The sequence below is a fragment of the Marinicella marina genome (assembly GCF_030065545.1).
Classification (GTDB): Bacteria; Pseudomonadota; Gammaproteobacteria; order Xanthomonadales; family Marinicellaceae; genus Marinicella; species Marinicella marina.
The window spans coordinates 345,023-368,485 of record NZ_JASJNC010000003.1 but is presented as its reverse complement, the minus strand read 5'-3'; the positions used below and the strand labels follow the sequence as shown (position 1 = coordinate 368,485).

Below are 23,463 nucleotides of genomic sequence, written 5' to 3'. Positions count from 1 at the left end.
TGTTCTTAAGGTTTTGATCAAGGGCGGAACAATACCCAAAAAAGGGAAATTTATCAAGCAAAATAGACATTAGATGAAGCTTTCAAAGATAAAAATTGCCGGATTTAAATCATTCGTCGACGCCACTGAGGTGCTGTTACCCAGTAACCTGATTGGTGTGGTCGGACCCAATGGTTGTGGTAAATCAAACATCATTGATGCGGTGCGCTGGGTAATGGGTGAGACATCTGCCAAGATGTTGCGTGGGGCTTCAATGACCGATGTGATATTTTCTGGTTCCTCTACCCGCAAACCAGTGTCTTTGGCGACGGTGGAACTGATTTTTGATAACTCTGACGGCCAAATAAAAGGCGAATTCGCCAACTACAACGAAATCTCAGTCAAACGACAAGTCAATCGTGATGCCCAATCAATGTATTTCTTAAATGGCAGTAAATGCCGAAAAAAAGACATCATTGATTTATTCTTGGGTACTGGCTTGGGTCCAAGGAGTTACTCAATCATCGAGCAAGGCATGATCTCGAACATTGTTGAATCCAAACCCGAAGATTTAAGGGGGTATATTGAGGAGGCAGCAGGTGTTTCAAAATACCGCGAACGGCGACGAGAAACTGAACGCCGCATCAAACGCACCAAAGAAAATTTAGAGCGACTGGATGATTTAAGAACTGAGGTGGGCAAGCACATTCAGCACCTACAGAGACAAGCCAAGAATGCCGAACGCTACACCCAATTAAAACAACAATACAAACTGATCAAAGCAGAAGTATTGGCCCTCAGGTGGCAACAGTGGAACACCCAAGCTGAACAAGGCCAAAACGAGGTGGCTCGCTTAAATACAGCACTTGAGAAAGCCAAGTCAGGCCAAACGGATGGCGAAAAAAACATAGAGTTTCATCGCAGCGCACACCAGACATTGAGTGATGAAAGCAACAAGCTACAAGAACAGTTGTACCAAATCAATGGTGAAATTGGCAAGATTGAACAGGCCATTGCCCACTCGAAATCTTTGTCTGAAAGGCATCAAAGGGATTTAACCACCACTGAAAATAATTTAAACAATGCCCAAAAACGATTGCAAGAAGATCAAAAAGAACTGGCAGAGCAACAACAGTTATTGCAACAGTCAAAACCGTTGGAAGAAGAACTGGCATTGCAGCTAGAGCAAGCCCAAGAGCTGAATCAAAGCAGTGAAGAACAACAAGAAACATGGCGCCAAGCCTGGGACGAAAACAATGCACAAATTGCCGCACACAACCGCACTGTCGATGTAGAAAAAACCCGCATCACATCATTAGAATCACACATGATGCGCCAAGCCGAAAGGTTACAGTCGGTGACGCCATCAGACAACGATGAGTTGGTGGTCAAGTTGCAATCAGAGCTGTCAGAACTATCAACTCAAATTGAGACCCAACAAGCCAAGCATGATGGTTTTGAAACTGCCCTGGCCGAACAAAAAGACCAAGTTAATTTGTCGGCAGAACGCAGTCAACAACTGCGCCAACAAATTGATACAGTGCAACAAGAGTTACACCAAGCAAAAGGCCGCAGGGGCTCATTGCTGACCTTACAACAAGCAGCCCAATCTCAAGACAAAGATGAGCTTAAAGCCTGGGTCAAGAACAACAAACAACTGAGTAAAGACCGATTGGCAGCATTGATTGATGTTGAGGCTGGATGGGAGACGGCGGTTGAAACAGTGCTACAGCAACGCTTACAGGCATGGGTAACCAACAACAAAGATGTGCATGAGGTCACAGCTGGCTGGTTATTTGGTGACATGACCATGGTGCATTCAAGTCAAGGCAACCTCAAACCCAGGAATGGCACACTGGCTGAATGTGTCACGGCTCCGGATGCGGTGATTGAATGGTTCAATGAGATTAAGATTTGTACTGATGTGGAGGCGGCCAAAGCACTGACCAGTAAATTAGCGGCCGGTGAATCTGTGGTGACACAAAAGGGCGAATGGTTTGGACAAAACTGGGTGCACATCAACCAAGGGGAACAATCAGAAGGGTTTTTGTTGCGCCAAAAAGAGTTAAAAAAACTCGAAAAAGAAATTGAAAACAACGAGCTGAAATCAGAGACTTTGCAACAGGAACTAGCAACACTCAAAGCCGAGCGGGTCAATTTGGTCAACGCTGTTGAGCAGTTACAGTTGGATGTGAATATGTCGCATCGCAAACTCTCTGAACTGAATGGGCTGGTGTTGAACAAAGAACAGTTGATTGTGCGGGAACAACAACAAAACAAAGAAAAAGTGGCTGAATCGGCACAAATAAAAGCCCAGATGACAGAGGATGAAGCACAAGTTAAATCTTCTCGCGCCAGTCTCGAGAAAGCCATGAACGAACTGGCAAAGTTTGAACAAGAAAAAACCAGCTTACTCGACCAACAACAGCAACAGCAACAACAGTACCACCAAACCAAAGCACAGTTGAGTGATATTTCAAATCAATACTACCAGCATAAAATGGGCCTTTCAGCGACCCAAAACAAAATCGATTCTTTGACCCAAAACATCGAAAGAACGGCTCAGATGGTAGCCGAACTGGTAAACCGCAAAGATGACTTATTGAAGCAACTGACAGAAGATTTGAACCCGGTTGAAGGACAAAAGCAAAGCCTTGAGCAGTTAATCAGTCAGCGTTTGGAAGTAGAAAAACAACGCGATGTTATGCGTCAAGAAGTTGCCGTTTCACAAGCCAAGCTGGATGAACTTGAACGCCTGCGCCACCAACACCAAAGCCACATTGATGAGGCCAGAAATGCCCTCGAATCAGCCAAATTAGCCTTCCAGTCAAACGAGTTAAGGGCCAATGGCTTTGCAGAACAACTTCAGGATCAAGGTCATGACGTACAAGAACTGTTAAAAACCATAGGTGAAGTTGCAGCTGACGCGTTGCCTGAGGTGGTTGAGAAACGTGAGGAACAAACCGAACGTTTACATCGCAGCATTGTGCGCCTTGAGCCAGTTAACCTGGCGGCCATTGATGAATTTGAAGAGGAATCAAAACGCAAACAATATTTAGATGAACAAAACGACGATTTAGAACAAGCATTGAAAACCTTAGAGGATGCCATTGCTCGAATCGATAAAGACACCCGTACTTTGTTCAAAGAGACCTTTGAGGCAGTCAACACCAACATCAAACAATTGTTTCCACGTTTATTTGGTGGTGGGCACGCCTACCTTGAGTTGACTGGTAATGACCTGTTAACCACTGGCGTTTCCATCATGGCCCGCCCACCAGGAAAAAGGGTCTCCAGTATTCAATTATTGTCTGGTGGTGAGAAAGCATTGACAGCAGTGTCTTTGGTGTTCGCAATTTTTAATTTAAACCCAGCACCTTTTTGTATGTTGGATGAAGTTGATGCACCATTGGATGATGCCAATGTGGGGCGTTTTTCGGCAATGGTTGCTGAGATGTCAGAAAAGGTTCAATTCTTGTTCGTTTCCCATAACAAAGTCACCATGGAAATAGCCAATCAATTGATGGGTGTGACCATGCGGGAGCCCGGCGTGTCACGTTTGGTCAGTGTTGATTTGTCCGAAGCAGCCCAATTGGCGGCTGCTGAATAATTCGGCAGACAGCATCCATGCAACGCTGTGCGATTTGTCATGTACACAGCACAACTGGCTTATGTTCTGGTTGTCAGAGCCTCATCAAAGCACCAGAAAATCCCTGTTTGCTCTGTGCCAAACCCTTGCCACATGCTGGTGCCATTTGTGGAGAGTGTCGCAGTGATTCACCGGCTTTTAATCAAACCATCTGTGCTGCCATCTATCAAGCACCGATTGATAAGTGGATACAACAACTGAAGTTTGGTGAGCAGTTAGATCGTGCCCGTTTGATGGCTGAAGCTTTGTTGTCACTGATGGGTGAAATAGATCAGCACATACCATTGATTCCGATGCCACTTCACATCAACCGCCTGCGGAAACGAGGCTACAACCAGGCTTTCGAAATTGCCAGAATCATTGCCAAGAAACAAAACAGGGCTTTGCTCGGTGGTGCCTTGATTCGTGTCAAGAACACAGCGATGCAGGCAGAACTGCATGAAAAACAGCGCATAAAAAATGTTCGTTCAGCGTTCAGAGTGAACCAAGCTATTGGGCATAATAAGGTGGTGTTAATTGATGATGTGATGACCACAGGTCAAACCATGCGATCTGCCGCCAAATGTTTGGTCGGTGCAGGTGTCCAAGAGGTAATAGTGGTGGTGTTTGCGCGATCAGGTGGGTAATTTTTAAAATTCCCAATAAGCAGGAATCAATAAGATAAATAAAGTAAATAATTCCAGCCGGCCAAATATCATGGCAATAGACAGAACGGTTTTGGCCCCGTCGGAAACGTTGGCATAATGTGCGCCAGCATCACCCAGGGCTGGGCCCAAGTTGGTGAGACAAGCCAGAGAAGCAGAAAAAGCTGTGGTGATGTTCTCACCAAAACCAGCCAGCAGTAAGGTAAAGACACACCACAGGAATAAAAATTGGACAAAGAAGGCCGAGACCGAGTCCAAAACCCGATAATTTACGGTTTTGCCATTGATCTTTACCAAGTATTTACCGTGCGGATGAATCAATCGATACAATTCGCGCATGCTCATCTTGAATAACAAAATCATGCGGATGACCTTAAAACCACCTGCGGTTGAGCCGGCGCAGCCACCAATCACACTGAACAAAATCAGCAACAAGGGCAAGGCACCAGTCCACAGGTAGAATGGTTCAGTGGTGAAGCCAGTGGTGGTACCAACCGAGACTGCTTGGAATGTACCTTGGCGTATCGACTCATAAAGTGATTCGGAAGTGCCAGTGGTGTACAGCTGGAATGAGGTGATGGCAGAGGCCGCAGCCATGAATCCTAAAAATACTTTTACTTCTGTGTCGGCTAAATATGTTTTGATTGAAGCCGATTTCCAGGCCAGAAAATGCGAGGCAAAGTTAACACCTGCAATCAGCATAAAAATCACTGCAATCATTTCTATCAAGGAGTTATTGAAGTGACCTATTGAGTTATCATAAGTTGAGAAACCACCAATTGAGATGGTGGTGAACGCATGACAAATGGCATCAAATATGTTCATACCTGCCATGTAATAGCTCAAAGCACAAACCACGGTAATGCCCAAATATATGTACCACAACGCTTTGGCAGTTTCAGTGATTCGCGGCGTGAGTTTTTGGTCTTTCATGGGGCCAGGTGTTTCAGCACGAAATATCTGCATACCACCAATGCGTAACATGGGTAATACAGCCACCGCCAAAACGATGATACCCATGCCACCAAACCATTGCAATTGCTGGCGATAGTATTTGATTGAATGCGGCAACTCATCGATGTTTGTCAAAATGGTAGCGCCAGTGGTTGTTAAACCTGAAATTGATTCAAATATTGCATCGGTTATTGATAAATTCAAATATTCAGAAAGGTATAAGGGCAGGGCACCTGCCAGGCCAACAATCAACCAAGAAGCACCGACCACCAAAAAACCACTGCGAATTTTTAATTCAGCATCAATTTTACGGTACATGAAAAAAGGAATGGCACCAATAATGGCCAAGGTGGCAAAACCTTCCAAAAAGGGCAATACATCGCCATCTTGATAAATCAATCCAACCAGTGCCGGTGGTATCATCATGAAACTGGCGACCAGTAATAACAAGCCAATAATTTTTGCTATCAGACGTGGATTCATCGCAGTAAACTCATCAGATCAAAGGAATGAAGCATCCACCTCAAATAATCGCTTGAGGTCATTGATGTTGCGTTTGTCAGTCACAAACATGATCAGGTGGTCTTTGTTTTCAATCACTACATTGCGATGTGCCATCACCACTTTGTCATCGCGAACAATGCCGCCAATGTTACAACCTGGTGGCAGGTTGATGTTTTGAATCATCTTGCCAACCACTTTGGAAGTGCTGCTGTTGCCAGTGACCTCTACCTCAATGGCCTCGGCCGCGCCTGAACGCAAGGAGTGAACCCTGGCGGTGTAGTCGCCACGCACATGGGCCAGGATTCCACCCATGGTGATGTGTTGTGGTGAGATGGCAATGTCAATGGTGTCCTTCTCAATCAATTGTGCATAATTTTGTTTGTTAATCAGGGTTAATACCTTTTTGGCCCCCATTTTCTTAGCCATTAATGCTGACAGCAAATTGGCCTGATCGTCATTGGTCAAGGCACAAAAGATGTCGGTATGATTGATGTTTTCTTCGTTCAGTAATTCCTCAGATGTGCAATCACCACGAATTACCAAGGCTTTGTTCAGTTCTTCTGCTATGAACCTGGAGCGGGTTTTGTTGTATTCTATGATTTTTACTGAGTGTTCACGTTCCAGAGCCTTGGCCAAATTAAAGCCGATGTTACCACCACCTGCCAGAATGATTTTATAACTGCTTTTATCGGTACGGTGCCAAGCATCCATGAGCTTATTGATGTGTTTGCGCGCTGCCAATAAAAACACGATATCATTGAGTTTTAACACGGTATCGCCATCTGGGAAAACAGATTTGTTGTTACGGAATATGGCTGCGACACGGGCATCAACCCCTTCAGGTAGGATGTGATTGAACTCTCTGAGCTGTTGATCAATTAATGGACCATTTTTCTTCACCTTCAAGGTAACTAATTGGGCTTTACCGCCCGCAAAGTCCATCACTTGTAGGGCACCTGCATATTCAATCAGCCCTTTGATGTGTCTGGTAACCAGTTGTTCTGGTGAAATGTGGAAATCAATCGGTACGTGTTCGTGCTCAAACATTTCTGGGTGTGATGCGTACTCTGCCTCTCTGATGCGGGCAATTTTAGTGGGTGTATTAAATACGCTGTAGCAGACCTGACATGCGACCATATTGACTTCATCAGAATTAGTTAATGCCACCACCATATCTGCATCATTGGCACCGGCTCTGATCAGCACCGAGGGATGAGATGCATGACCGTGAACCGTGCGTATATCAAATTTGTTTTGTAAATCAGTTAAGCGTTCGGCATCGGTGTCAACCACAGTGACATCATTATTCTCTTGAGATAAATGATCGGCTATTGAGGAGCCTACCTGACCTGCGCCCAAGATGATGATTTTCATGATTTATCGGTGTTTTTAAAATTGATGTTTAGGGCCCTGAGTTTGCGGTATAAATTGGTTCTCTCCATGCCTGATATTTTTGCAACATCTCCCACTTTGCCTTCGGTTTGTTGCAGGTGGTGAAGGAAATAATCTCGTTCAAACTCCTCTCTGGCATCACGCAATTCCAGGTCGTATCGGGTGTTATGTGAACTTTTGCTCTGTGCGGCTTCGGTTTGTAACAACAGCTCTTTGACCTCTTCTAATTGAATTTCAGCATCGCCTGGTTGTAACTGTAACTGCCTGACCAGGTTTTTTAATTCTCTGAGGTTACCTGGCCATGCATAGTTACGTAAATGATTTTGTGCAGCAAATGATATCTTGCGGTAAGGGGTTTGTTCTTGATCTGGTAAGAAGTTGACATAAAAGTTGAGTAATTCAGGTACATCTTCTGAACGTTCAGACAGGGCGCTCACAGCCACTGGAAACTCTGCCACAAAATCGTACAATTCGCGATCAAACTCACCATTGTTCACCAGCACCTTGAGATCCTGCTGGGTGGTGGTTAATAATTGGATGGTGTTGTTTTGATGTGGTTTTTGCCATTGCTTTAAGTGAATCAGCAGTTTGTTTTGTAGGTTTTCTGTCAGACAATCAACGTTAGTTAAAATCACCGACCCACTGTCATTATGATGGGTGATTTGCTGGAAAGCCGCTTCTAATTCAGTATCCATTGAAGCATCATCCAAGGTTAAGCTGTCAATGATGGCTGCTGAATGTTGTTCATGATGCCGCAGTTGGTGTAACCACAGCGCGAGTGTCAGTTTGCCGCTGCCACTGTCGCCAATGAAACAGGTGTTGTTGTTGGTCTTGCCCAGTTTTTCAATACAGTCTCGCAGTTCTTGTGCCGCCCTCGAGCTGCCAATGGGTTCAAGAATTTGCCATGTCTCGCTGGCTGAAGGTGGTGCTTGAACCTGGCTTTGATTGGCCAGCGTTTGTTCAATGGTTTGTAATAACTTGGCCAAAGAAATGGGCTTTTCAACAAAGTCTCTGGCGCCCATTTTGGTGGCCTCAATGGCTGTTTCAATGGTGCCGTGTCCCGACATCATCACCACCGAAAATGGCATCCTATGGCCTTGGTTCCATGATTTTAATAAACTGATGCCATCAATATCTGGCATCCAAATATCCAATAAAACCAGGTCAGGCGTGATTTCTTGTAACTGTTGGTTGGCATTGTTGCCGCCATCAGCTACAGAAACTTGATAGCCCTCATCAGTCAGGATTTCAGAAATCAAGTTCCTTATGTCAGGTTCATCATCGACAATTAATATGTGTGACTGGCTCATTACTTCGGTCCTGGTTGATTAGGTATTGCTGTCAGATTAATATCTTTTTTCAATGTCTTAATTTTACACGATTTCTTTTGTTCAACCTCTTCTATCTTTAAAACATTTTGAATCGGCAGGTGCAGTGTTTTGACCCCCTTGAATTCAGTTTTCAACCGTTCTTCTGTCGGATCTATTACCACTCCGGATTGTTGGTCGAATAATAAATCAGAAATCGAGATGAAGCCAAGCAGTTCTTGGGTGTTTACTGCTTTGGCATAAAGTTCGTAAACTTCTTGGTTGGTGTTGTAGTTGATGCGGTAAATTTTGTGGTTTTTCATGCTGCTATCAAGCCATTCTCATGTTCAGTTATTTTACAAACCAAGCGAGTACAAAACCAGTTGAAAATCCCATGATATGACTGATCCATGCTATGTCATAGGAAGGGTGTGGTTGAAACTGAAGTATCAATTGAACCACCAGCCACAGCAGAATAATAACTGCCAGAGGCATCGAGGTTTTTTGAAAATACAGTCCAATTGGCAACACAAAATTTATCTTTTTGTGTGGGAACATCACCAGCCACAATCCAATCAAGCCAGAGACAGCGCCGCTGGCACCCATCAATAAATTGTTTTGTTCCTGTAAAAAGTAGCTGGCTGATAAATTACCTATGATGCCGGAAAGTAAAAAAACAGATAAAAATTTTTGTCCACCAATGACCCGCTCGATGGTAAAAGCCAACAGCAAAAACACCGTGTTATTGATCACCCAGTGTAGGATGTTGCCATGTAAGAAGGTAGCAGTCAGTAAGCGGAACAATTCAAATGGTTGGGTGCTGATTGAACTCCAGTATTCCCTGGTCTTGATGGCGTAAAGCGCCATGATTTGAGACCCATAAACGGTGAATTCATTGAGTAACAAGAACAGCAAAAAAACCACAAAAACCAGCATTGAAACATAAGGAAAATAACTGGGTTTTCGGTTTGAGAAATTAATCACTTGGGAACCAGAAACTCCAGGTTTTCAAACTTCAGCACCACACCTTCTTGGGTGATGTCTATGACTTCTACCATTTCTTCGATCAAATCGCCAATGCCGTATTTGGTCCCGTTGAGGAAAATCATGCGATTTTCGACTTGAGGATCGTACAAATGTATGCTCAGTTTAAGCGGTGGAATGTTTTTGCGGGTTTGAAAAGGAATTTGATGCAGCAACAAATAGTCTTGTTGCTGGGTCGATGTTTCGGCTTTGCTGTTGGCTGGTGGTTTGTTGCTTTTAACCGTTTCAAGCTCAGCGGGTGGGGAGGAGCTTGCTTCGCGTTTTGCAATGACTGCCATTTCATCATTCTGTTGCTGAGTTTCTGGCTTACTGGATGACTTTGTTCTTTGTGCAGATTGTTGCTTCGAGCCTTCACCAGCCGATTTCACTGCATCGCGCTCAGCATCGGCAAGCTTAACAGCTGTTTTGCTTGTTGCTGAAATCTTCTTAACCGCTTCTGTTTTAGGTGGTATCAGTTTATTGGCGTTAGTGGTTTTGGGCTGTGGTTCATCGACTTTGGTCACTGCTTTATCGGCATCATCTTCAGCAATTAATTGGGCAGGCTTATCTTCGCCACTCCAACTTGATGTAACCACTGCGAGTGCTTTTTCATGCCAGCCCTGTTGCCAGGCATAAACCGCTCCAGCCACCAACAGCAGCACTGTTACGAGTATCCAAAAGCCTTTGCGACTTTTCTGTTTGGCCTGATCGCCAAACTTGATGGCATTTACTTGAGATTTACCATCTGTGTTGCGATCATCATCTGATTTTTTTAACGCATCAATAATAGAAGACATTTTTTACTCTGTTAGTTTGGGTCCTTGGTATGCCATCAATGACAATGCCATCTGGGTTTCTTTGCCTATGATTCCATCAGCCAAAAGCCCGTTGGCCTGTTGAAAATCTACGATCCATTGGTTCAAGTTCTGTGGGCCAAGATTGGGGTTGTTATCAATCACCTGCGCCATGTTTAAGGCCCAAGTTGTCGTTGATGAGTCAATTGTACCATCTATCAACTCCACTGCCAGTGGCCACAAGATAAAATAATGTCCGTACCAGAGGTTGTTAAGTTGGGGTGCACTGATGGATAAGTCTCCATCGCTGGTGGCCAGCATCAGTTCGTCATCTTTTATGGCTTTCAATAACACCAAATTGCCATCACTTAATTGCAACATGACTGGCACATTTAACTGTTTTATTTTATTCAGATTGCCTTGTTTTAACAGACAGGCCATACCAATCATGGTGACATCAGGGCAGGCATTTTTACTCCAAATAAACCCATCTGGTTCACCCCATAAGGCCAAGTACTGTTGCCAGCTGACTGCTTTGCTTGGGTATTTGATTTCCATGGTGGTGGAAATTGTGTCAACAACAGTGTCAGCGGGTAAAGTTTGCTCAGTTGTTGTTTTGGGGTTGAAGAATTGCCAGGCCAATACAGTGAAAAACAACACGGCTGATAAGGCAGCGAATGCATAAGTGCGCGGTGATTTTTTCTGATCTGGGTACAATTCTGCAACAGCGGTTTTCACTTGCTTTGACTTGACTTGTTTGGTCTCAGCCACAAAAGCAACCAACAAGGCACGATCACACAGCACGTTAATCAAGCGCGGTATGCCACCGGTTTGCTGAAAGATTTTGTTAATGGCTGGAAGTGAAAACAAGTCTTTATCACCACCACTGACAGCCACTCGATGCTTGATGTAATGAGTGGTTTCATCCTTGGATAAGGGCTGCAGGTGGAATCGCGAGGTGATTCTTTGTGATAATTGACGCAAATCTTTGCGCTGCATCAACTGCTTGAGTTCGGGTTGGCCAATCAAGATGATTTGTAACAGTTTTTGTTGATCAGTTTCTAAGTTAGTCAGTAGGCGCAATTGTTCCAGCGTATCACGAGGAATGTTTTGAGCCTCATCAATGATTACCAAAGTATTTTTGCCCGCAGACCACCAGCTTAATAATTGTGTATTTAGCTTATCAACCATGGCGTTTAATTTGCCTTTGATGCCACGGGTTGAAATTTTTAATTCTTTGAATATGTTTTCCAGTAATTCTTCAGGTGTGATGTTGGGATTCAGGATCAAGGCTGCCTGGGTGTCCTCAGGTAATTTTTGCAAAAATAAGCGGCTGATGGTGGTTTTCCCGGTGCCCACTTCACCGGTCAGTTGCACGAAACCAGCCCCACCGCCGCGCGTCACACCATAGATAAGGTGTGCCAGTGACTCTTGGTGTTTTTCACTCAAATAAACAAATTCCGGATCAGGGGTGATCGAGAATGGTGCTTGTTTTAAATCAAAAAACTCTAAGTACATAGGCTCTCAGGCACAGAATCACGCAAAAGGTTCAATTGTATAGCCCTTTGCGTGGCGATTCAAAACACTTGTGCCTGATGACTCGGTGAAAGGTTTTCTGAGTGAATAATTGATGTTTGTTTAGTCATCATCAGATAACTCCAATAAGTCGGCATTGCCACCCACAGCGGAGATGTTGTTGGTGATGGTTTTTTCGGTCATAAACTGGCGCAAATACCCTGGGCCGCCTGCTTTCGGTCCAGTTCCTGATAAGCCCATGCCGCCGAAAGGCTGCACACCGACCACCGCACCAGTCATATTGCGATTGATGTAGCAGTTGCCTGCTTGCACTTTGGAAACCACGTATTCGATGGTTTCATCAATGCGTGAATGGATGCCAAAGGTCAGGCCGTAACCGGTGCTGTTGATGTCATCAATGACTTGATCGAGCTGATTCGATTGGTATCGGATCACGTGTAAGAATGGCCCAAATACTTCTTGCTCAAGTGCTTTGATGTCGCTGATCTCAACGGCCTGAGGACCAAAGTAATGGCCATTGATGGCCGGTGCAACAAGTGACTTAATGGGTTTGGCTACTTGTTCCATGCGGGTTTTATGACTCAATAATATACCCAAGGCTTTTTCGTCAATCACTGGTCCCAAGTCAGTAGCAAATAAATCTGGCTGGCCCACAACCAGCTCATCCATGGCGCCCTGTAACATCTCAATGACCTTGTCGGCTACATCATCTTGTATGTACAGGATACGCAGTGCTGAACAGCGTTGTCCGGCACTGAGGAAGGCAGAATTGACCACGTCTTTGACCAGTTGCTCTGGTAAACATGAAGAATCGGCAATCATACAATTTTGACCACCAGTCTCCGCAATTAACGTGGCTATGGCTGCGCTTTTACGATTGGCCAGATTCAAGCTGATTATCTGAGCAGTTTGTGTAGAACCGGTAAAGACCACACCAGTGATGGCTTTGTTTTGGCACAGTTGGTTGCCTATTTGGCTGCCAGAACCTAGTATCAACTGAAAAACTTCTTTGGGGATGCCAGCCTGATGAATCAGTTCAGCAGTGAAATGGCCAATCAAACTGGTTTGTTCAGCTGGTTTGGCTATCACGCAATTACCAGTGACCAGCGCCGCCACAATTTGTCCGGCATAAATGGCCAATGGAAAGTTCCAAGGGCTGATACAAACAAATACGCCTTTGCCTTGATGGTATAAATAGTTACTTTCGCCAGTTGGACCAGGCATCTTTTCACCATGGCTACACAGTTCGGCGGCTTGGTGTGCATAATAACGACAAAAATCAACTGCTTCTCGCAATTCGGCAATGCAATCACCCAATGTTTTCCCAGCCTCTTTTTGTAGCAGATAAATTAAGGTGTTTTGCTGCTGCTCCATCAAGTCTGCCAGTTTCAATAGGCAATCTGCTTTGGCTTTAACATCGCCATCACGCCATGCAGGAAATGCTTGTTGGGCGTTGTTAATGGCTTGTTCAATGTCAGCTGTTTCAGCCCGATTGTAGGTGCCCACTAGGTGTGACAGATCAGCCGGTGAAAAAACTTCTACCAATTCACCTTCGGCTGCTGCACCCGGTATCAATGAGGTGGCATGAAACTTGAGTCTGGCATCTTCAGCAACGGCTTTTAACAGTTCATCAACGGTTTTCATGTCCCCCAGATTTACCCCGGCTGAGTTAATGCGAGCATCACCATAAATTTCACTTGGTAAGGGTAAGGCTGGGTGCATGTGGGTTTTGTGTTTGCGGACTTTTTCAATTGGGTCTTGGGTGATGTCATTGATGTCCAGAGTCAGATCCGTCAAACGGTTGACGAATGAAGTGTTGGCACCATTTTCAAGTAAACGCCTGACCAAATAAGGTAGCAAGTCTTCATGTGAGCCAACTGGTGCGTAAATGCGGCAAGGACGACTCAAGCCATCCTCGCTGATGGTTTGGGCGTGTAAGGCTTGGCCCATGCCATGCAGACGCTGATATTCATAACCCCCTGATTCACCTGCCATGATGTTGATGGCAGCAACCGTATTGGCATTGTGCGTGGCAAATTGTGGGTAAAACCGCGATCGATTACTCAATAGAAATTGCGCACAGGCCAAATACGACACATCTGTATTGACCTTACGGGTAAATACTGGGTAGTGACTGAGGCCTTGTTCTTGAGCTCGCTTGATCTCAGTATCCCAATAGGCGCCTTTAACCAGTCGCAAGGGTATCAGTCTTTTATGTTTATCATGCAGATCAGCCAGCCATTCCAGTACTTTCAGTGCGCGTTTTTGGTAAGCCTGTACCACCAAGCCAAAGCCTTGGTAGTCCTGTAGTTGCTCGTAGACTGTTTGAAAAATTTTCAGTGAAATTTCTAAACGATCAGCCTCTTCGGCATCTATGGTGACAGCTACATTAAGGGCTTTGGCGTGGTTGGCTATTTCCAGAACTTTGGGTGCCAACTCTGCCATCACGCGTTCAACATTGGCCACCTCATACCTGGGGTGTAGGGCGGATAACTTGATTGAGATACTGGAGGCATCATTGATGTGTCGTTTTTTGTTGGCTTCAGCAATGCTGCCAATGGATGACAAGTATGCTTCAAAATAGCGATCGGCATCGGCTTGGGTCAGTGCCGCTTCACCCAACATGTCATAAGAGTAACGGTAATCTCTGAAGCCTTTTTTACCAGAACGCTTGATTGCCTCTTTGATGTTGCGGCCCATCACAAATTGTTTACCCATAACTTGCATGGCGCGATGGATGCCTTGGCGAATGACGGGTTCGCCGGTCTTGTTGATGAATTTGTCCAGCGCACGTTTCATGCCACCTTTACTTTCATCGATGTCGATGATTTTGCCGGTTAACATCAAGCCCCAAGTCGAGGCATTAACAAACATAGAGTCACTCTTGCCTAAATGCGACTTCCAATCAGCTTCCAGTATTTTATCCCTGATGAGTTTGTCTGCTGTGTCTTTATCGGGGATGCGCAGCAGCGCTTCAGCCAGACACATCAATAAAATACCTTCTTTTGAAGACAGATCATATTGTTTCATGAATGCATCAACACCATCCATGTCATCAATTTGACTGCGAACATTTGCGACCAGTTGATTGGCCAACTGCTTGATTGCATGGCGTTTCTTAGCCCCAGGGTTGGCATAATCAAGTAACTGATTAACCCAGGTTTCTTCATCAATTAAATAATGGTCATAAAATGGCAGTGCGCTGATGGTCATGGTGGCATCTCAAGTGTTAAAGGAACAGGCGTGGATTATAAATGAATCCACTAATAGGGTCATTTGTTTTTGTCAGATCTGACCATATATAATTGCTGTGTGGAGGTGCCTGCTGCTGCATCGGCGTTAAAGGCGTTGGGTGCAGTCGCTGAACGTGAATATTTGTGCCTTGGTTTTGTGCTGTTTTTTGATAAATAATTTAATATCTGTGCGGCATGGCCTCAGGGCGGTCTAAACGACAATGATTCTTATTTCTTAAATGTCTAAAAAGTTAACAAAAAAATAATATTGTTTGCGGATATTTTGTCGCGGGGATGGTAGAATTGCCGCCCATAACCTGTGCGACAAATAGTCGCGTTGATTGTGATGATAATAAAACAGTCAAATCTGTATATGTGACTGACAATTTATCAAGTGACAAAGCAATGTTTGTTGGTGTGTGTGGCCATCAACCAAACCGAGTAATCATAACCACACGTTCATTAGGTTAGGTTTTCAAAATTCATTAGGGTATTATTTTATGAAAAAAATGCAATTAAAATTCATGATGTTGTTGGGCGGCCTATTGGTCTCAACCCTGTCAGCAGCTGAATATGGGATGAACTTAAGAAAAGGCGTTACCGAGTTCAGTGAAACCGCTTTTGGCTTGCACACGTTTACATTGTGGATTTGTATAGTCATAGGAATCATTGTATTTGGTGCCATGATTTTTTCAATTTTTGCTCACCGCAGATCGAAAGGAGCAAAAGCAGATCAATTCGACCACAGCCTAACTGCTGAAGTCATCTGGACAGTGATCCCCATCTTGATTTTGGTGGTAATCGCAGTGCCAGCGACCAAAGCCTTGATAAAAATGGAGAACCCCACCACTGATGACGGCAAAAGATTAGCCATGGATATGACCATCAAAGTGACAGGTTACCAGTGGAAGTGGAAATATGATTATATGGACGAGGGCATCAGCTTCATCAGTTCACTGGATCGTGATCATGATTTGGCTCGTCAGAAAGGTTCTGGCGTGGATGTGACCACCATTGAAAATTATTTGTTAGAAGTGGATAACCCATTGGTGATTCCAGTTGATACCAATATCAGATTTTTGTTGACTGCTGATGATGTGATTCACGCTTGGTGGGTACCTGATTTCGGTTGGAAGCGCGACGCCATTCCTGGTTTTGTCAATGAGGCTTGGACCAACGTGCAAACTCCGGGCACTTATCGCGGACAATGTGCAGAGCTGTGTGGTAAAGACCACGGTTTTATGCCGATTGTGGTTGAAGCAGTCAGTAAAGAAGATTATGCCAAATGGGTTGCTGATCAAAAAGGTGAGCAAGAAGTTGAAGCACAGATGGTTGATACTGAATGGACCAAAGATCAATTGATGGCCAAAGGTGAAGAAGTTTACAACACGCAATGTGCTGCATGTCACCAAGCAACAGGTGCAGGTATGCCTCCGGCATTCCCGGCGCTGGCTGGTAGTGCCTTAGTCAACGGTGATCCTGCTGCGCAAATCGACCTGATTTTAAATGGCAAGCCTGGCACGGCCATGCAAGCATTCGGCAACATATTGTCGGAAACAGACATTGCTGCGGCCATCACTTACACACGAAATTCTTTTGGCAACACAGCTGGTGATGTAGTTCAACCAGCCACCGTCAAAAGCATGAAACAATAACAGAGGAATACTATGAGTCAAGATATCACACATGATGAAGTAGCTCACGATCACCACGATCACGACCACAAACCAAAAGGTTTTGTTAAGCGTTGGTTGATGACCACCAACCACAAAGACATCGGTACTTTGTATTTGGTTTTTGCATTGGCTATGTTTATGGTCGGTGGTGCGATGGCAATGATCATCCGCTTGGAGTTATTCCAACCAGGCTTACAATTTGTAGAACCTGCTTTCTTTAACCAAATGACCACCATGCATGCTTTGGTGATGATTTTTGGTGCCGTTATGCCGGCCTTTGTTGGTTTGGCAAACTGGATGATACCAATGATGATTGGTGCACCAGATATGGCTTTACCCAGAATGAACAACTGGTCTTTCTGGATCCTGCCTTTTGCATTCACTATGCTGTTGGCTACCTTGTTCATGCCAGGCGGTGCGCCGGCTGGTGGTTGGACCATGTACCCACCCTTGGTGCTCCAAGGCGGACACAACGTAGGCTTTTTGGTATTCGCAGTACATATGATGGGTATCTCATCCATCATGGGCGCCATCAATGTAATCGCAACCATCATGAACATGCGTGCACCTAATTTGGGTTATTTGAATATGCCTTTGTTCGTTTGGACTTGGTTAATCACTGCTTTCTTGTTGATTGCTGTGATGCCAGTTTTGGCCGGTGCAGTAACCATGATTCTGACCGATCGTTATTTCGATACCAGTTTCTTTAATGCTGCTGGTGGTGGTGATCCGGTGTTGTTCCAGCATATTTTCTGGTTCTTTGGACACCCTGAGGTTTACATCATGATTTTACCGGCATTTGGTATCATTTCTGAGATCATACCTACTTTTGCTCGCAAGCCATTGTTCGGTTACGTATCAATGGTATATGCCACAGCTGCAATTGCTTTCTTGTCATTCATCGTATGGGCGCACCACATGTTCTCAGTGGGGATGCCGCTGGGTGGTTCACTGTACTTCATGTATGCCACCATGATGATTGCGGTTCCAACCGGCGTTAAGATATTTAACTGGGTAGGTACCATGTGGCGTGGCTCGATGACTTTTGAGACGCCGATGCTGTTCTCATTGGCATTTGTTGTGCTGTTCACCATTGGTGGTTTCTCTGGGGTCATGATGGCCTTGGCGCCAGTTGATTTGCAGTACCACGATACTTATTTCATTGTGGCGCACTTCCATTACGTGCTGGTAACTGGTGCGGTTTATGCCATCATTGCAGGTGCTTATTACTGGCTGCCAAAATGGTCTGGTCACATGTACAACGAAAGATTGGGTAAAATTCATTTCTGGTGGTCAACCATCTCAGTTAATGTGCTGTTCTTCCCACAACATTTCTTAGGTTTGGCTGGTATGCCACGTCGTATTCCAGATTATTCAACACAGTTTGCTGAGTTCAATATGATGTCATCTATCGGTGGTTTCGCTTTTGGCTTGGCGCAAGTGTTGTTTGTTTACATCGTTTGGAAAACTGTCAGGGGTGGTGAGAAAGCCACTGCACAAGTTTGGGAAGGTGCCAAAGGCCTGGAGTGGACAGTTCCGTCGCCAGCGCCACACCATACTTTCTCGGAGTTTGGCCCAGTTGATTTGTCTAAGCTGGCCAATGGTGAGAAATTCTCAATTCTCAGTGACATCGATGAGAAAGATGACAAACAAAAATAAACAAACTGAAGAACAGGTTGCAGCCAACCGCAAAGCTGCCAGAAAAACAGCAGTTATTCTGGCAGTGGTGGCTTTGGCTGTTTTTGCTTACTCCGTTTATGTAGTATTTGACCATGCAACAAAATAAACAAAACAGACAGAAAGACAATAGAAAAGTATTGAAGCTGGGTATTGCAGGCTCACTGTTGATGGTGGGTTTTGGCTTTGCCTTGGTACCTTTGTATGACATCATTTGTGACATCACTGGTTTGAACGGTAAAACCGGTGTGTTGGCCACTTCTGAAGTCAAAGAACAAGCCATCGATCACACCGTGACCGTCCAATTTGACGGCACTGTGAACAGTGACCTGCCTTGGTCACTTAAACCTCAGGTTTTTTCCATGGAAGTGGTGCCTGGTAAACTGTATTCAACAGAATACATTGCCAAGAACATTGCTCAAATCGATGTGACCGGCCAAGCGGTGCCTAGTGTGGCGCCGAATGAAGCTTCTATTTACTTCAGCAAAACAGAGTGTTTTTGTTTCACTGAACAGTTATTGACATCGGGCGAAGAGAAAAACATGCCCGTTACTTTTATTGTCAGTCCAGATATTCCCAAAGACATCAATGTATTGACTTTGTCATATACTTTTTTTAATAAAAGTCGCCTGACAGCAGCACAGCAAGCAGCTGCCGCTGAGGCGCACGAAAAAATATAATATTTAAAGAGGCTTAACTATCATGTCAGAAGCAAGTAACGATCAATATTACGTACCTCACCTAGCCAAATGGCCGATTGTCGGTTCAATTGGTTTATTCGTCACTTTCATGGGCGCCATCCAAGCATTGAACAGCCAAACTTCAATCACCCCGTGGTTGATGTTTGTTGGTATCGGTATCATTTTGTGGATGATGTTCGGTTGGTTTGGTGATGTCATCAAAGAAAGTGAGGAAAAGCTTTACAGTACCCAAGTTGATACTTCGTTCCGTATGGGGATGATTTGGTTTATTTTCTCTGAAGTGATGTTCTTTGCTGCCTTCTTTGGTGCTTTGTTTTATGCCCGGACTTTCTCTGTGCCTTGGTTGGGTGGTGAGGGTATCGGTCTGGCTACCAATGAAACGCTGTGGAGCGGCTATGAAGGCGTTTGGCCAACCAATGGCCCTGCTGACTTAAATGGCCGTTTTGAAATCATTGATCCATACCACTTGCCTTTGGTTAACACCTTATTGTTGTTAGCCAGTTCGGTTACCATCACCATTGCTCACCATGCATTGCGGGCTAATAATCGCAAACAAACCATCATTTGGTTGATTGCAACGGTATTACTGGGCGCTGTTTTCATCTTCTTCCAAGCCGAAGAATATGTTTTGGCTTACCGTGATTTTAATCTCAAATTGTCATCCGGCATTTATGGCTCTACCTTCTTCATGCTTACAGGGTTCCACGGTCTGCATGTGACTTTGGGTGCGATCATGATTGCTATCATTACCATACGTGTCATAAAAGGCCATTTCAGACCTGAAAGTCACTTTGGTTTTGAGGCGGTAGCATGGTATTGGCACTTTGTGGATGTGGTCTGGTTAGGCTTGTTTATATTTGTCTATATTTTGTAAAAAAAGTAATGATATAGAGACACGAAAAAGCCCATCTTTGATGGGCTTTTTACGTTGAATCAATTAAAATATCGGGTATCAAATTAATACCCACAAACTTATGAAATACCTTATTATTGTTATCTTTTTATTCATTGTATTTAGCTTGGGCTCGGCCATGTTTTACTTGGTAAAAGGCAAAGGACAAAGTCAAAATACAGTCAGGTTTTTGACGGTTCGCGTGGCGGTCAGTGTTTTGTTGTTTTTGTTCATCATTTTCGCTGCCTATATGGGATGGATTGAACCCAACAGACCATCATTTTTGCAACCCAATTAAGCCTAATTTAATGAAACGTTTTCCTTGGATTTTCACTGCCCTGTGGCTGGCCGTTTTGTCGGTTATGCTGTGGGCCGGTTTTTGGCAGCTTGATCGGGCAGCACAAAAAGAATCCATCAATGAACGGTTGGCTGATGAACAGTTCCAAATGCCACAGACCCAAAAGCAATGGCAGCAGCTGGTTGCTTTTAATCGCATCCGCACCACTGGTGAATACCTTGATACACACCTGATATTAGACAATCAAATCATGGATGGTCAAGTGGGTCATTTCATATTCACTGTATTCAAAACCATTAACAACCAAATCATATTGGTCAATCGTGGCTGGACTGATAATGATATACAGCCCTTGGATGTGACAAGGGACACACAAGAAATCACAGCACTGGTGGCAGATTGGCCACGTCCTGGGATTCAGTTGGGTGAACAATCAGTACAATTACAAGCACGACAGAACCTGACTTATATGCCAGTGGAAAAAATCAATCAACTGATCACTGCACGACACTGCCCTCTGCCCAACGGCGGTGCATGTGTTATTTTGCCTCAAGTGTTAAAATTAGATCCTGGTATGGCGCATGGGTTTGAGCGAAATTGGCAGCTACCTAGAATGACCGTAGCCAAACACCAAGGCTATGCAGCCCAGTGGTTCACCATGTCATTGGTGTTATGTTTTGCCTACGGGGTATTTCTTAAAAAAACTTATTTCAACGCTTCAACTGAAGAATAAATTATGCAGACAAAAACCAAAAATAGATTAACCATCGTATTGACCATACTTTTTTTTACTGCACCTGTGGTCGTTGCATACGTGCTCAGTTCTGGTTTGATCAGTTTTCAACCAGAGAATAAAAAGAACAACGGTCACTTTGTTTCGCCATTGGTTAAATTGGCTGATTATACCGACAAAGACTGGGTCAAAGCACTGGATGGCAATTGGACTTTGATCAGGCGAGTGCCAGGTACCTGTGCAGAACAATGTATTGAACTGGAAGATGAATTACACCGTTATCGATTGAGTCTGGGGCACCGTGCAGAGAAATTGAACTTGTTATTGATTGCTGATGCGTTCAGTGCCGATATGCAAGATCCCTATGTGCACGTCAAAAAGGTATCCATTGAAGACAATGCAGCCATTCAAGCCGTATTTGATCAGCTTTCTGATGTTTCACTGAAACAAGGTGAAGGTTTGTATGTGGTTGCACCTGAAGGATTTCTTATGATGGCGTTCACGCCTGAAAACACATCAACACAAATCATTCGTGATTTGTCTTTACTCGTAAAACGTAAAGGAGAATAACATGAAATATAGACATTTGGCCTGGTTTGCAGCCGGCTTGACCCTGTGTGTCATCATCCTTGGTGGCTATGTCCGATTATCAGATGCTGGTTTGGGTTGTCCTGATTGGCCAGGTTGTTATGGTCATTTGGCGTGGCCCAATGAGGCGCATGAGATCGAAAAAGCCAATGCCACTTTCACTGAGAGAGCAGTTGAAGTGGGTAAAGCATGGCGTGAAATGGTACACCGTTATTTGGCCACCATTCTGGGTATGGTTGCCATAGCGCTGGTGGTGTGGGCTTACCGACGTCGCCATTTGGAATCATATACCTTACCTTCTATCATCTTACTGGTGGTGATATTCCAAGGCATGTTGGGTATGTGGACAGTGACTTGGAAACTGCATCCCAGTATTGTCATGAGCCACCTGATTGGTGGCTTAACCGTGTTGTCCTTATTGGTGTGGCTGGCCTGTTCCAGGACCCCATCAATGACGCCCTATCGTTATGCCGGACATGTTAAGCAGTGGATGGTTGTGGTTGGAACTGGGTTATTGATGTTGCAGATTGCTTTGGGTGGCTGGACCAGTGCCAACTATGCTGCTTTGGCTTGCGTTGGTTTCCCACAATGTAATGGCGTGTGGTGGCCTGAGATGGATTTTGTACAAGCCTTGGACATCTTTAAAAAATATGGGCCAGATTATGAATTTGGAGTCAAAGATGGACCGGCGCGTATGGCCATACAAATGATGCACCGCATCGGTGCTGTGGTGGTCACTTTGTACTTTGCTTGGCTGATATTTAAGCTCACCAGAAACCGTGAATTGATGCCTTTGGGCTTGAGTTTATTGCTTTTATTGGTGATTCAAATTACCCTAGGCATCATTAATGTCACCTATTCGTTGCCATTGTTGGTGGCTACATTACACAATGGCGTGGCTGCTTTGTTGATGGCAAATATGGTGATGTTGTTGTATAAAACCCGAAAAACTGAATAAGATTAATTACGCATGAGTCAATTCAAACAATATTTAGAACTAACCAAACCCAAAGTGGTGTTGTTGATTTTATTCACCGCTTTGGTGGGCATGTTCTTATCCATGCGTAATTTTCCCACCTCGGAATGGATCTTGATTTTCTGGGGCATGGTAGGCATTGGCCTGTCTTCTGGAGCCGCCGCCGCGATCAATCACTGGGCAGACCAAAAAGCCGATGCCATTATGCTACGTACCCAGCACCGCCCACTGCCCAGCGGTGAGTTGAGTGCCACCAAGGTGCTTTTGTTTGCCGGTCTCTTGACGCTGATAGGTATGGGTGTTTTGGTTTATTTTGTCAATGTGTTGACCGCAGTACTGACCTTCTTATCATTGATTGGTTATGCTTTTATCTATACTTTTTATTTAAAACGTGCCACGCCACAGAACATTGTGATTGGTGGTGCAGCAGGTGCAACACCGCCGGTTTTGGGCTGGACTACCATGACTGGTCATGTCACGGCAGATGCTTTGATTTTATTTGGTATCATTTTTGCTTGGACCCCGCCGCATTTCTGGGCATTGGCGATTTATCGCAAAGAAGACTATGCCAAAGCAGACATCCCAATGTTACCCGTAACCCATGGTGTTGAGTTCACCCAACTTCACATCATTCTCTACACCATCATATTAATCATTGTCACCATCTTTCCTTTTTTGACCGGTATGAGTGGTCTGATATACTTCATCGCCGCCTTGTTGTTAGGTGGTAAGTTCTTGTGGATGACTTTGCAGTTAAAGAAAACCCAATCGCCCTTGTTGGCTTGGGAAACTTTTAAATACTCCATCTGGTACTTGATGTTGCTGTTTGCTTTCTTGCTTATTGATCACTATGTGCACTGGGGTGATGTGATGCCGCGCATGTTTGTTGATCCTATTATTTGAGTAC

General features: G+C 44.5%; 20 protein-coding genes. 12 read left to right on the top strand and 8 right to left on the bottom strand.

What is annotated here, in order from left to right; all coding sequences use genetic code 11:
- Nucleotides 1–73: 73 nt before the first annotated feature.
- Nucleotides 74–3,589 carry a chromosome segregation protein SMC gene (gene smc / locus QNI24_RS06590; protein WP_267175265.1) on the top strand — a complete coding sequence of 1,172 codons (3,516 nt, stop codon included), beginning with the start codon at nt 74–76 and terminating at the stop codon, nt 3,587–3,589.
- Between the two features lie 17 nt (nt 3,590–3,606).
- Nucleotides 3,607–4,254 (top strand): ComFC family protein, encoded by a 648-nt coding sequence (locus tag QNI24_RS06585; protein ID WP_267175266.1) that lies wholly within the window; start codon nt 3,607–3,609, stop codon nt 4,252–4,254.
- Between the two features lie 3 nt (nt 4,255–4,257).
- Here the strand turns inward: QNI24_RS06585 and QNI24_RS06580 are convergent, their stop codons facing one another.
- The 8 genes from QNI24_RS06580 to putA all read right to left on the bottom strand — a co-directional run bounded on the left by QNI24_RS06580 (nt 4,258) and on the right by putA (nt 14,995).
- A complete protein-coding gene (locus tag QNI24_RS06580) occupies nt 4,258–5,709 on the bottom strand; it encodes a TrkH family potassium uptake protein (RefSeq protein ID WP_267175267.1) in 1,452 nt (483 codons plus the stop codon).
- A gap of 18 nt (nt 5,710–5,727) precedes the next feature.
- Nucleotides 5,728–7,104 (bottom strand): Trk system potassium transporter TrkA, encoded by a 1,377-nt coding sequence (trkA, locus tag QNI24_RS06575; RefSeq protein ID WP_267175268.1) that lies wholly within the window; start codon nt 7,102–7,104, stop codon nt 5,728–5,730.
- On the bottom strand, nt 7,101–8,432 hold the full coding sequence (locus QNI24_RS06570) for a sigma-54-dependent transcriptional regulator (protein ID WP_283708585.1): 1,332 nt from the start codon (nt 8,430–8,432) through the stop codon (nt 7,101–7,103). The genes trkA and QNI24_RS06570 overlap by 4 nt, the downstream gene beginning before the upstream one ends.
- Entirely contained in the window at nt 8,432–8,752 is a 321-nt protein-coding gene (locus QNI24_RS06565) for a DUF1820 family protein (protein WP_267175270.1), read from the bottom strand. The genes QNI24_RS06570 and QNI24_RS06565 overlap by 1 nt, the downstream gene beginning before the upstream one ends.
- A gap of 28 nt (nt 8,753–8,780) precedes the next feature.
- Complete coding sequence (locus QNI24_RS06560; protein ID WP_267175271.1) at nt 8,781–9,413, bottom strand: rhomboid family intramembrane serine protease; 633 nt, start codon at nt 9,411–9,413, stop codon at nt 8,781–8,783.
- Nucleotides 9,410–10,249, bottom strand: a complete 840-nt coding sequence (locus QNI24_RS06555; protein ID WP_267175272.1) for a general secretion pathway protein GspB — start codon at nt 10,247–10,249, stop codon at nt 9,410–9,412. Before QNI24_RS06555 ends, QNI24_RS06560 begins: the two co-directional genes overlap by 4 nt.
- Before the next feature lie 3 nt (nt 10,250–10,252).
- A complete protein-coding gene (locus QNI24_RS06550; protein WP_267175273.1) occupies nt 10,253–11,764 on the bottom strand; it encodes an AAA family ATPase in 1,512 nt (503 codons plus the stop codon).
- Nucleotides 11,765–11,884: 120 nt separating this feature from the next.
- A complete protein-coding gene (putA, locus tag QNI24_RS06545; RefSeq protein ID WP_283708584.1) occupies nt 11,885–14,995 on the bottom strand; it encodes a bifunctional proline dehydrogenase/L-glutamate gamma-semialdehyde dehydrogenase PutA in 3,111 nt (1,036 codons plus the stop codon).
- Nucleotides 14,996–15,515: 520 nt separating this feature from the next.
- Here putA and coxB point away from each other — a divergent pair.
- The 10 genes from coxB (at nt 15,516) to cyoE (ending at nt 23,459) form a co-directional block, all read left to right on the top strand.
- Complete coding sequence (coxB, locus tag QNI24_RS06540) at nt 15,516–16,670, top strand: cytochrome c oxidase subunit II (protein ID WP_283708583.1); 1,155 nt, start codon at nt 15,516–15,518, stop codon at nt 16,668–16,670.
- 12 nt (nt 16,671–16,682) lie between these two features.
- Complete coding sequence (ctaD, locus tag QNI24_RS06535) at nt 16,683–18,350, top strand: cytochrome c oxidase subunit I (protein WP_410174821.1); 1,668 nt, start codon at nt 16,683–16,685, stop codon at nt 18,348–18,350.
- A complete protein-coding gene (locus QNI24_RS06530; RefSeq protein WP_267175276.1) occupies nt 18,334–18,477 on the top strand; it encodes a hypothetical protein in 144 nt (47 codons plus the stop codon). The genes ctaD and QNI24_RS06530 overlap by 17 nt, the downstream gene beginning before the upstream one ends.
- On the top strand, nt 18,464–19,048 hold the full coding sequence (locus QNI24_RS06525) for a cytochrome c oxidase assembly protein (protein WP_267175277.1): 585 nt from the start codon (nt 18,464–18,466) through the stop codon (nt 19,046–19,048). The genes QNI24_RS06530 and QNI24_RS06525 overlap by 14 nt, the downstream gene beginning before the upstream one ends.
- A gap of 22 nt (nt 19,049–19,070) precedes the next feature.
- Nucleotides 19,071–19,943, top strand: coding sequence for a cytochrome c oxidase subunit 3 (locus QNI24_RS06520; protein ID WP_267175278.1), 873 nt, complete (start codon nt 19,071–19,073; stop codon nt 19,941–19,943).
- Between the two features lie 100 nt (nt 19,944–20,043).
- Nucleotides 20,044–20,259 carry a twin transmembrane helix small protein gene (locus QNI24_RS06515; RefSeq protein WP_267175279.1) on the top strand — a complete coding sequence of 72 codons (216 nt, stop codon included), beginning with the start codon at nt 20,044–20,046 and terminating at the stop codon, nt 20,257–20,259.
- A 10-nt stretch (nt 20,260–20,269) separates the two neighbouring features.
- Nucleotides 20,270–20,992, top strand: coding sequence for an SURF1 family protein (locus QNI24_RS06510; RefSeq protein WP_267175280.1), 723 nt, complete (start codon nt 20,270–20,272; stop codon nt 20,990–20,992).
- Between the two features lie 3 nt (nt 20,993–20,995).
- Nucleotides 20,996–21,562 carry a hypothetical protein gene (locus tag QNI24_RS06505; RefSeq protein ID WP_267175281.1) on the top strand — a complete coding sequence of 189 codons (567 nt, stop codon included), beginning with the start codon at nt 20,996–20,998 and terminating at the stop codon, nt 21,560–21,562.
- A gap of 1 nt (nt 21,563) precedes the next feature.
- The gene (locus tag QNI24_RS06500) at nt 21,564–22,538 is read left to right on the top strand and encodes a COX15/CtaA family protein (RefSeq protein WP_267175282.1); all 975 of its coding nucleotides are present in this window, start codon (nt 21,564–21,566) and stop codon (nt 22,536–22,538) included.
- Nucleotides 22,539–22,550: 12 nt separating this feature from the next.
- Nucleotides 22,551–23,459, top strand: coding sequence for a heme o synthase (gene cyoE / locus QNI24_RS06495; protein WP_267175283.1), 909 nt, complete (start codon nt 22,551–22,553; stop codon nt 23,457–23,459).
- Nucleotides 23,460–23,463 lie beyond the last annotated feature (4 nt).

Coding starts and splice junctions, on each gene's coding strand:
- smc (WP_267175265.1), top strand. CDS start 74: ATGAAGCTTTCAAAGATAAAAATTGCCGGATTTAAATCATTCGTCGAC.
- QNI24_RS06585 (WP_267175266.1), top strand. CDS start 3,607: ATGCAACGCTGTGCGATTTGTCATGTACACAGCACAACTGGCTTATGT.
- QNI24_RS06580 (WP_267175267.1), bottom strand. CDS start 5,709: ATGAATCCACGTCTGATAGCAAAAATTATTGGCTTGTTATTACTGGTC.
- trkA (WP_267175268.1), bottom strand. CDS start 7,104: ATGAAAATCATCATCTTGGGCGCAGGTCAGGTAGGCTCCTCAATAGCC.
- QNI24_RS06570 (WP_283708585.1), bottom strand. CDS start 8,432: ATGAGCCAGTCACACATATTAATTGTCGATGATGAACCTGACATAAGG.
- QNI24_RS06565 (WP_267175270.1), bottom strand. CDS start 8,752: ATGAAAAACCACAAAATTTACCGCATCAACTACAACACCAACCAAGAA.
- QNI24_RS06555 (WP_267175272.1), bottom strand. CDS start 10,249: ATGTCTTCTATTATTGATGCGTTAAAAAAATCAGATGATGATCGCAAC.
- QNI24_RS06550 (WP_267175273.1), bottom strand. CDS start 11,764: ATGTACTTAGAGTTTTTTGATTTAAAACAAGCACCATTCTCGATCACC.
- putA (WP_283708584.1), bottom strand. CDS start 14,995: ATGACCATCAGCGCACTGCCATTTTATGACCATTATTTAATTGATGAA.
- coxB (WP_283708583.1), top strand. CDS start 15,516: ATGAAAAAAATGCAATTAAAATTCATGATGTTGTTGGGCGGCCTATTG.
- ctaD (WP_410174821.1), top strand. CDS start 16,683: ATGAGTCAAGATATCACACATGATGAAGTAGCTCACGATCACCACGAT.
- QNI24_RS06530 (WP_267175276.1), top strand. CDS start 18,334: ATGACAAACAAAAATAAACAAACTGAAGAACAGGTTGCAGCCAACCGC.
- QNI24_RS06525 (WP_267175277.1), top strand. CDS start 18,464: ATGCAACAAAATAAACAAAACAGACAGAAAGACAATAGAAAAGTATTG.
- QNI24_RS06520 (WP_267175278.1), top strand. CDS start 19,071: ATGTCAGAAGCAAGTAACGATCAATATTACGTACCTCACCTAGCCAAA.
- QNI24_RS06515 (WP_267175279.1), top strand. CDS start 20,044: ATGAAATACCTTATTATTGTTATCTTTTTATTCATTGTATTTAGCTTG.
- QNI24_RS06510 (WP_267175280.1), top strand. CDS start 20,270: ATGAAACGTTTTCCTTGGATTTTCACTGCCCTGTGGCTGGCCGTTTTG.
- QNI24_RS06505 (WP_267175281.1), top strand. CDS start 20,996: ATGCAGACAAAAACCAAAAATAGATTAACCATCGTATTGACCATACTT.
- QNI24_RS06500 (WP_267175282.1), top strand. CDS start 21,564: ATGAAATATAGACATTTGGCCTGGTTTGCAGCCGGCTTGACCCTGTGT.
- cyoE (WP_267175283.1), top strand. CDS start 22,551: ATGAGTCAATTCAAACAATATTTAGAACTAACCAAACCCAAAGTGGTG.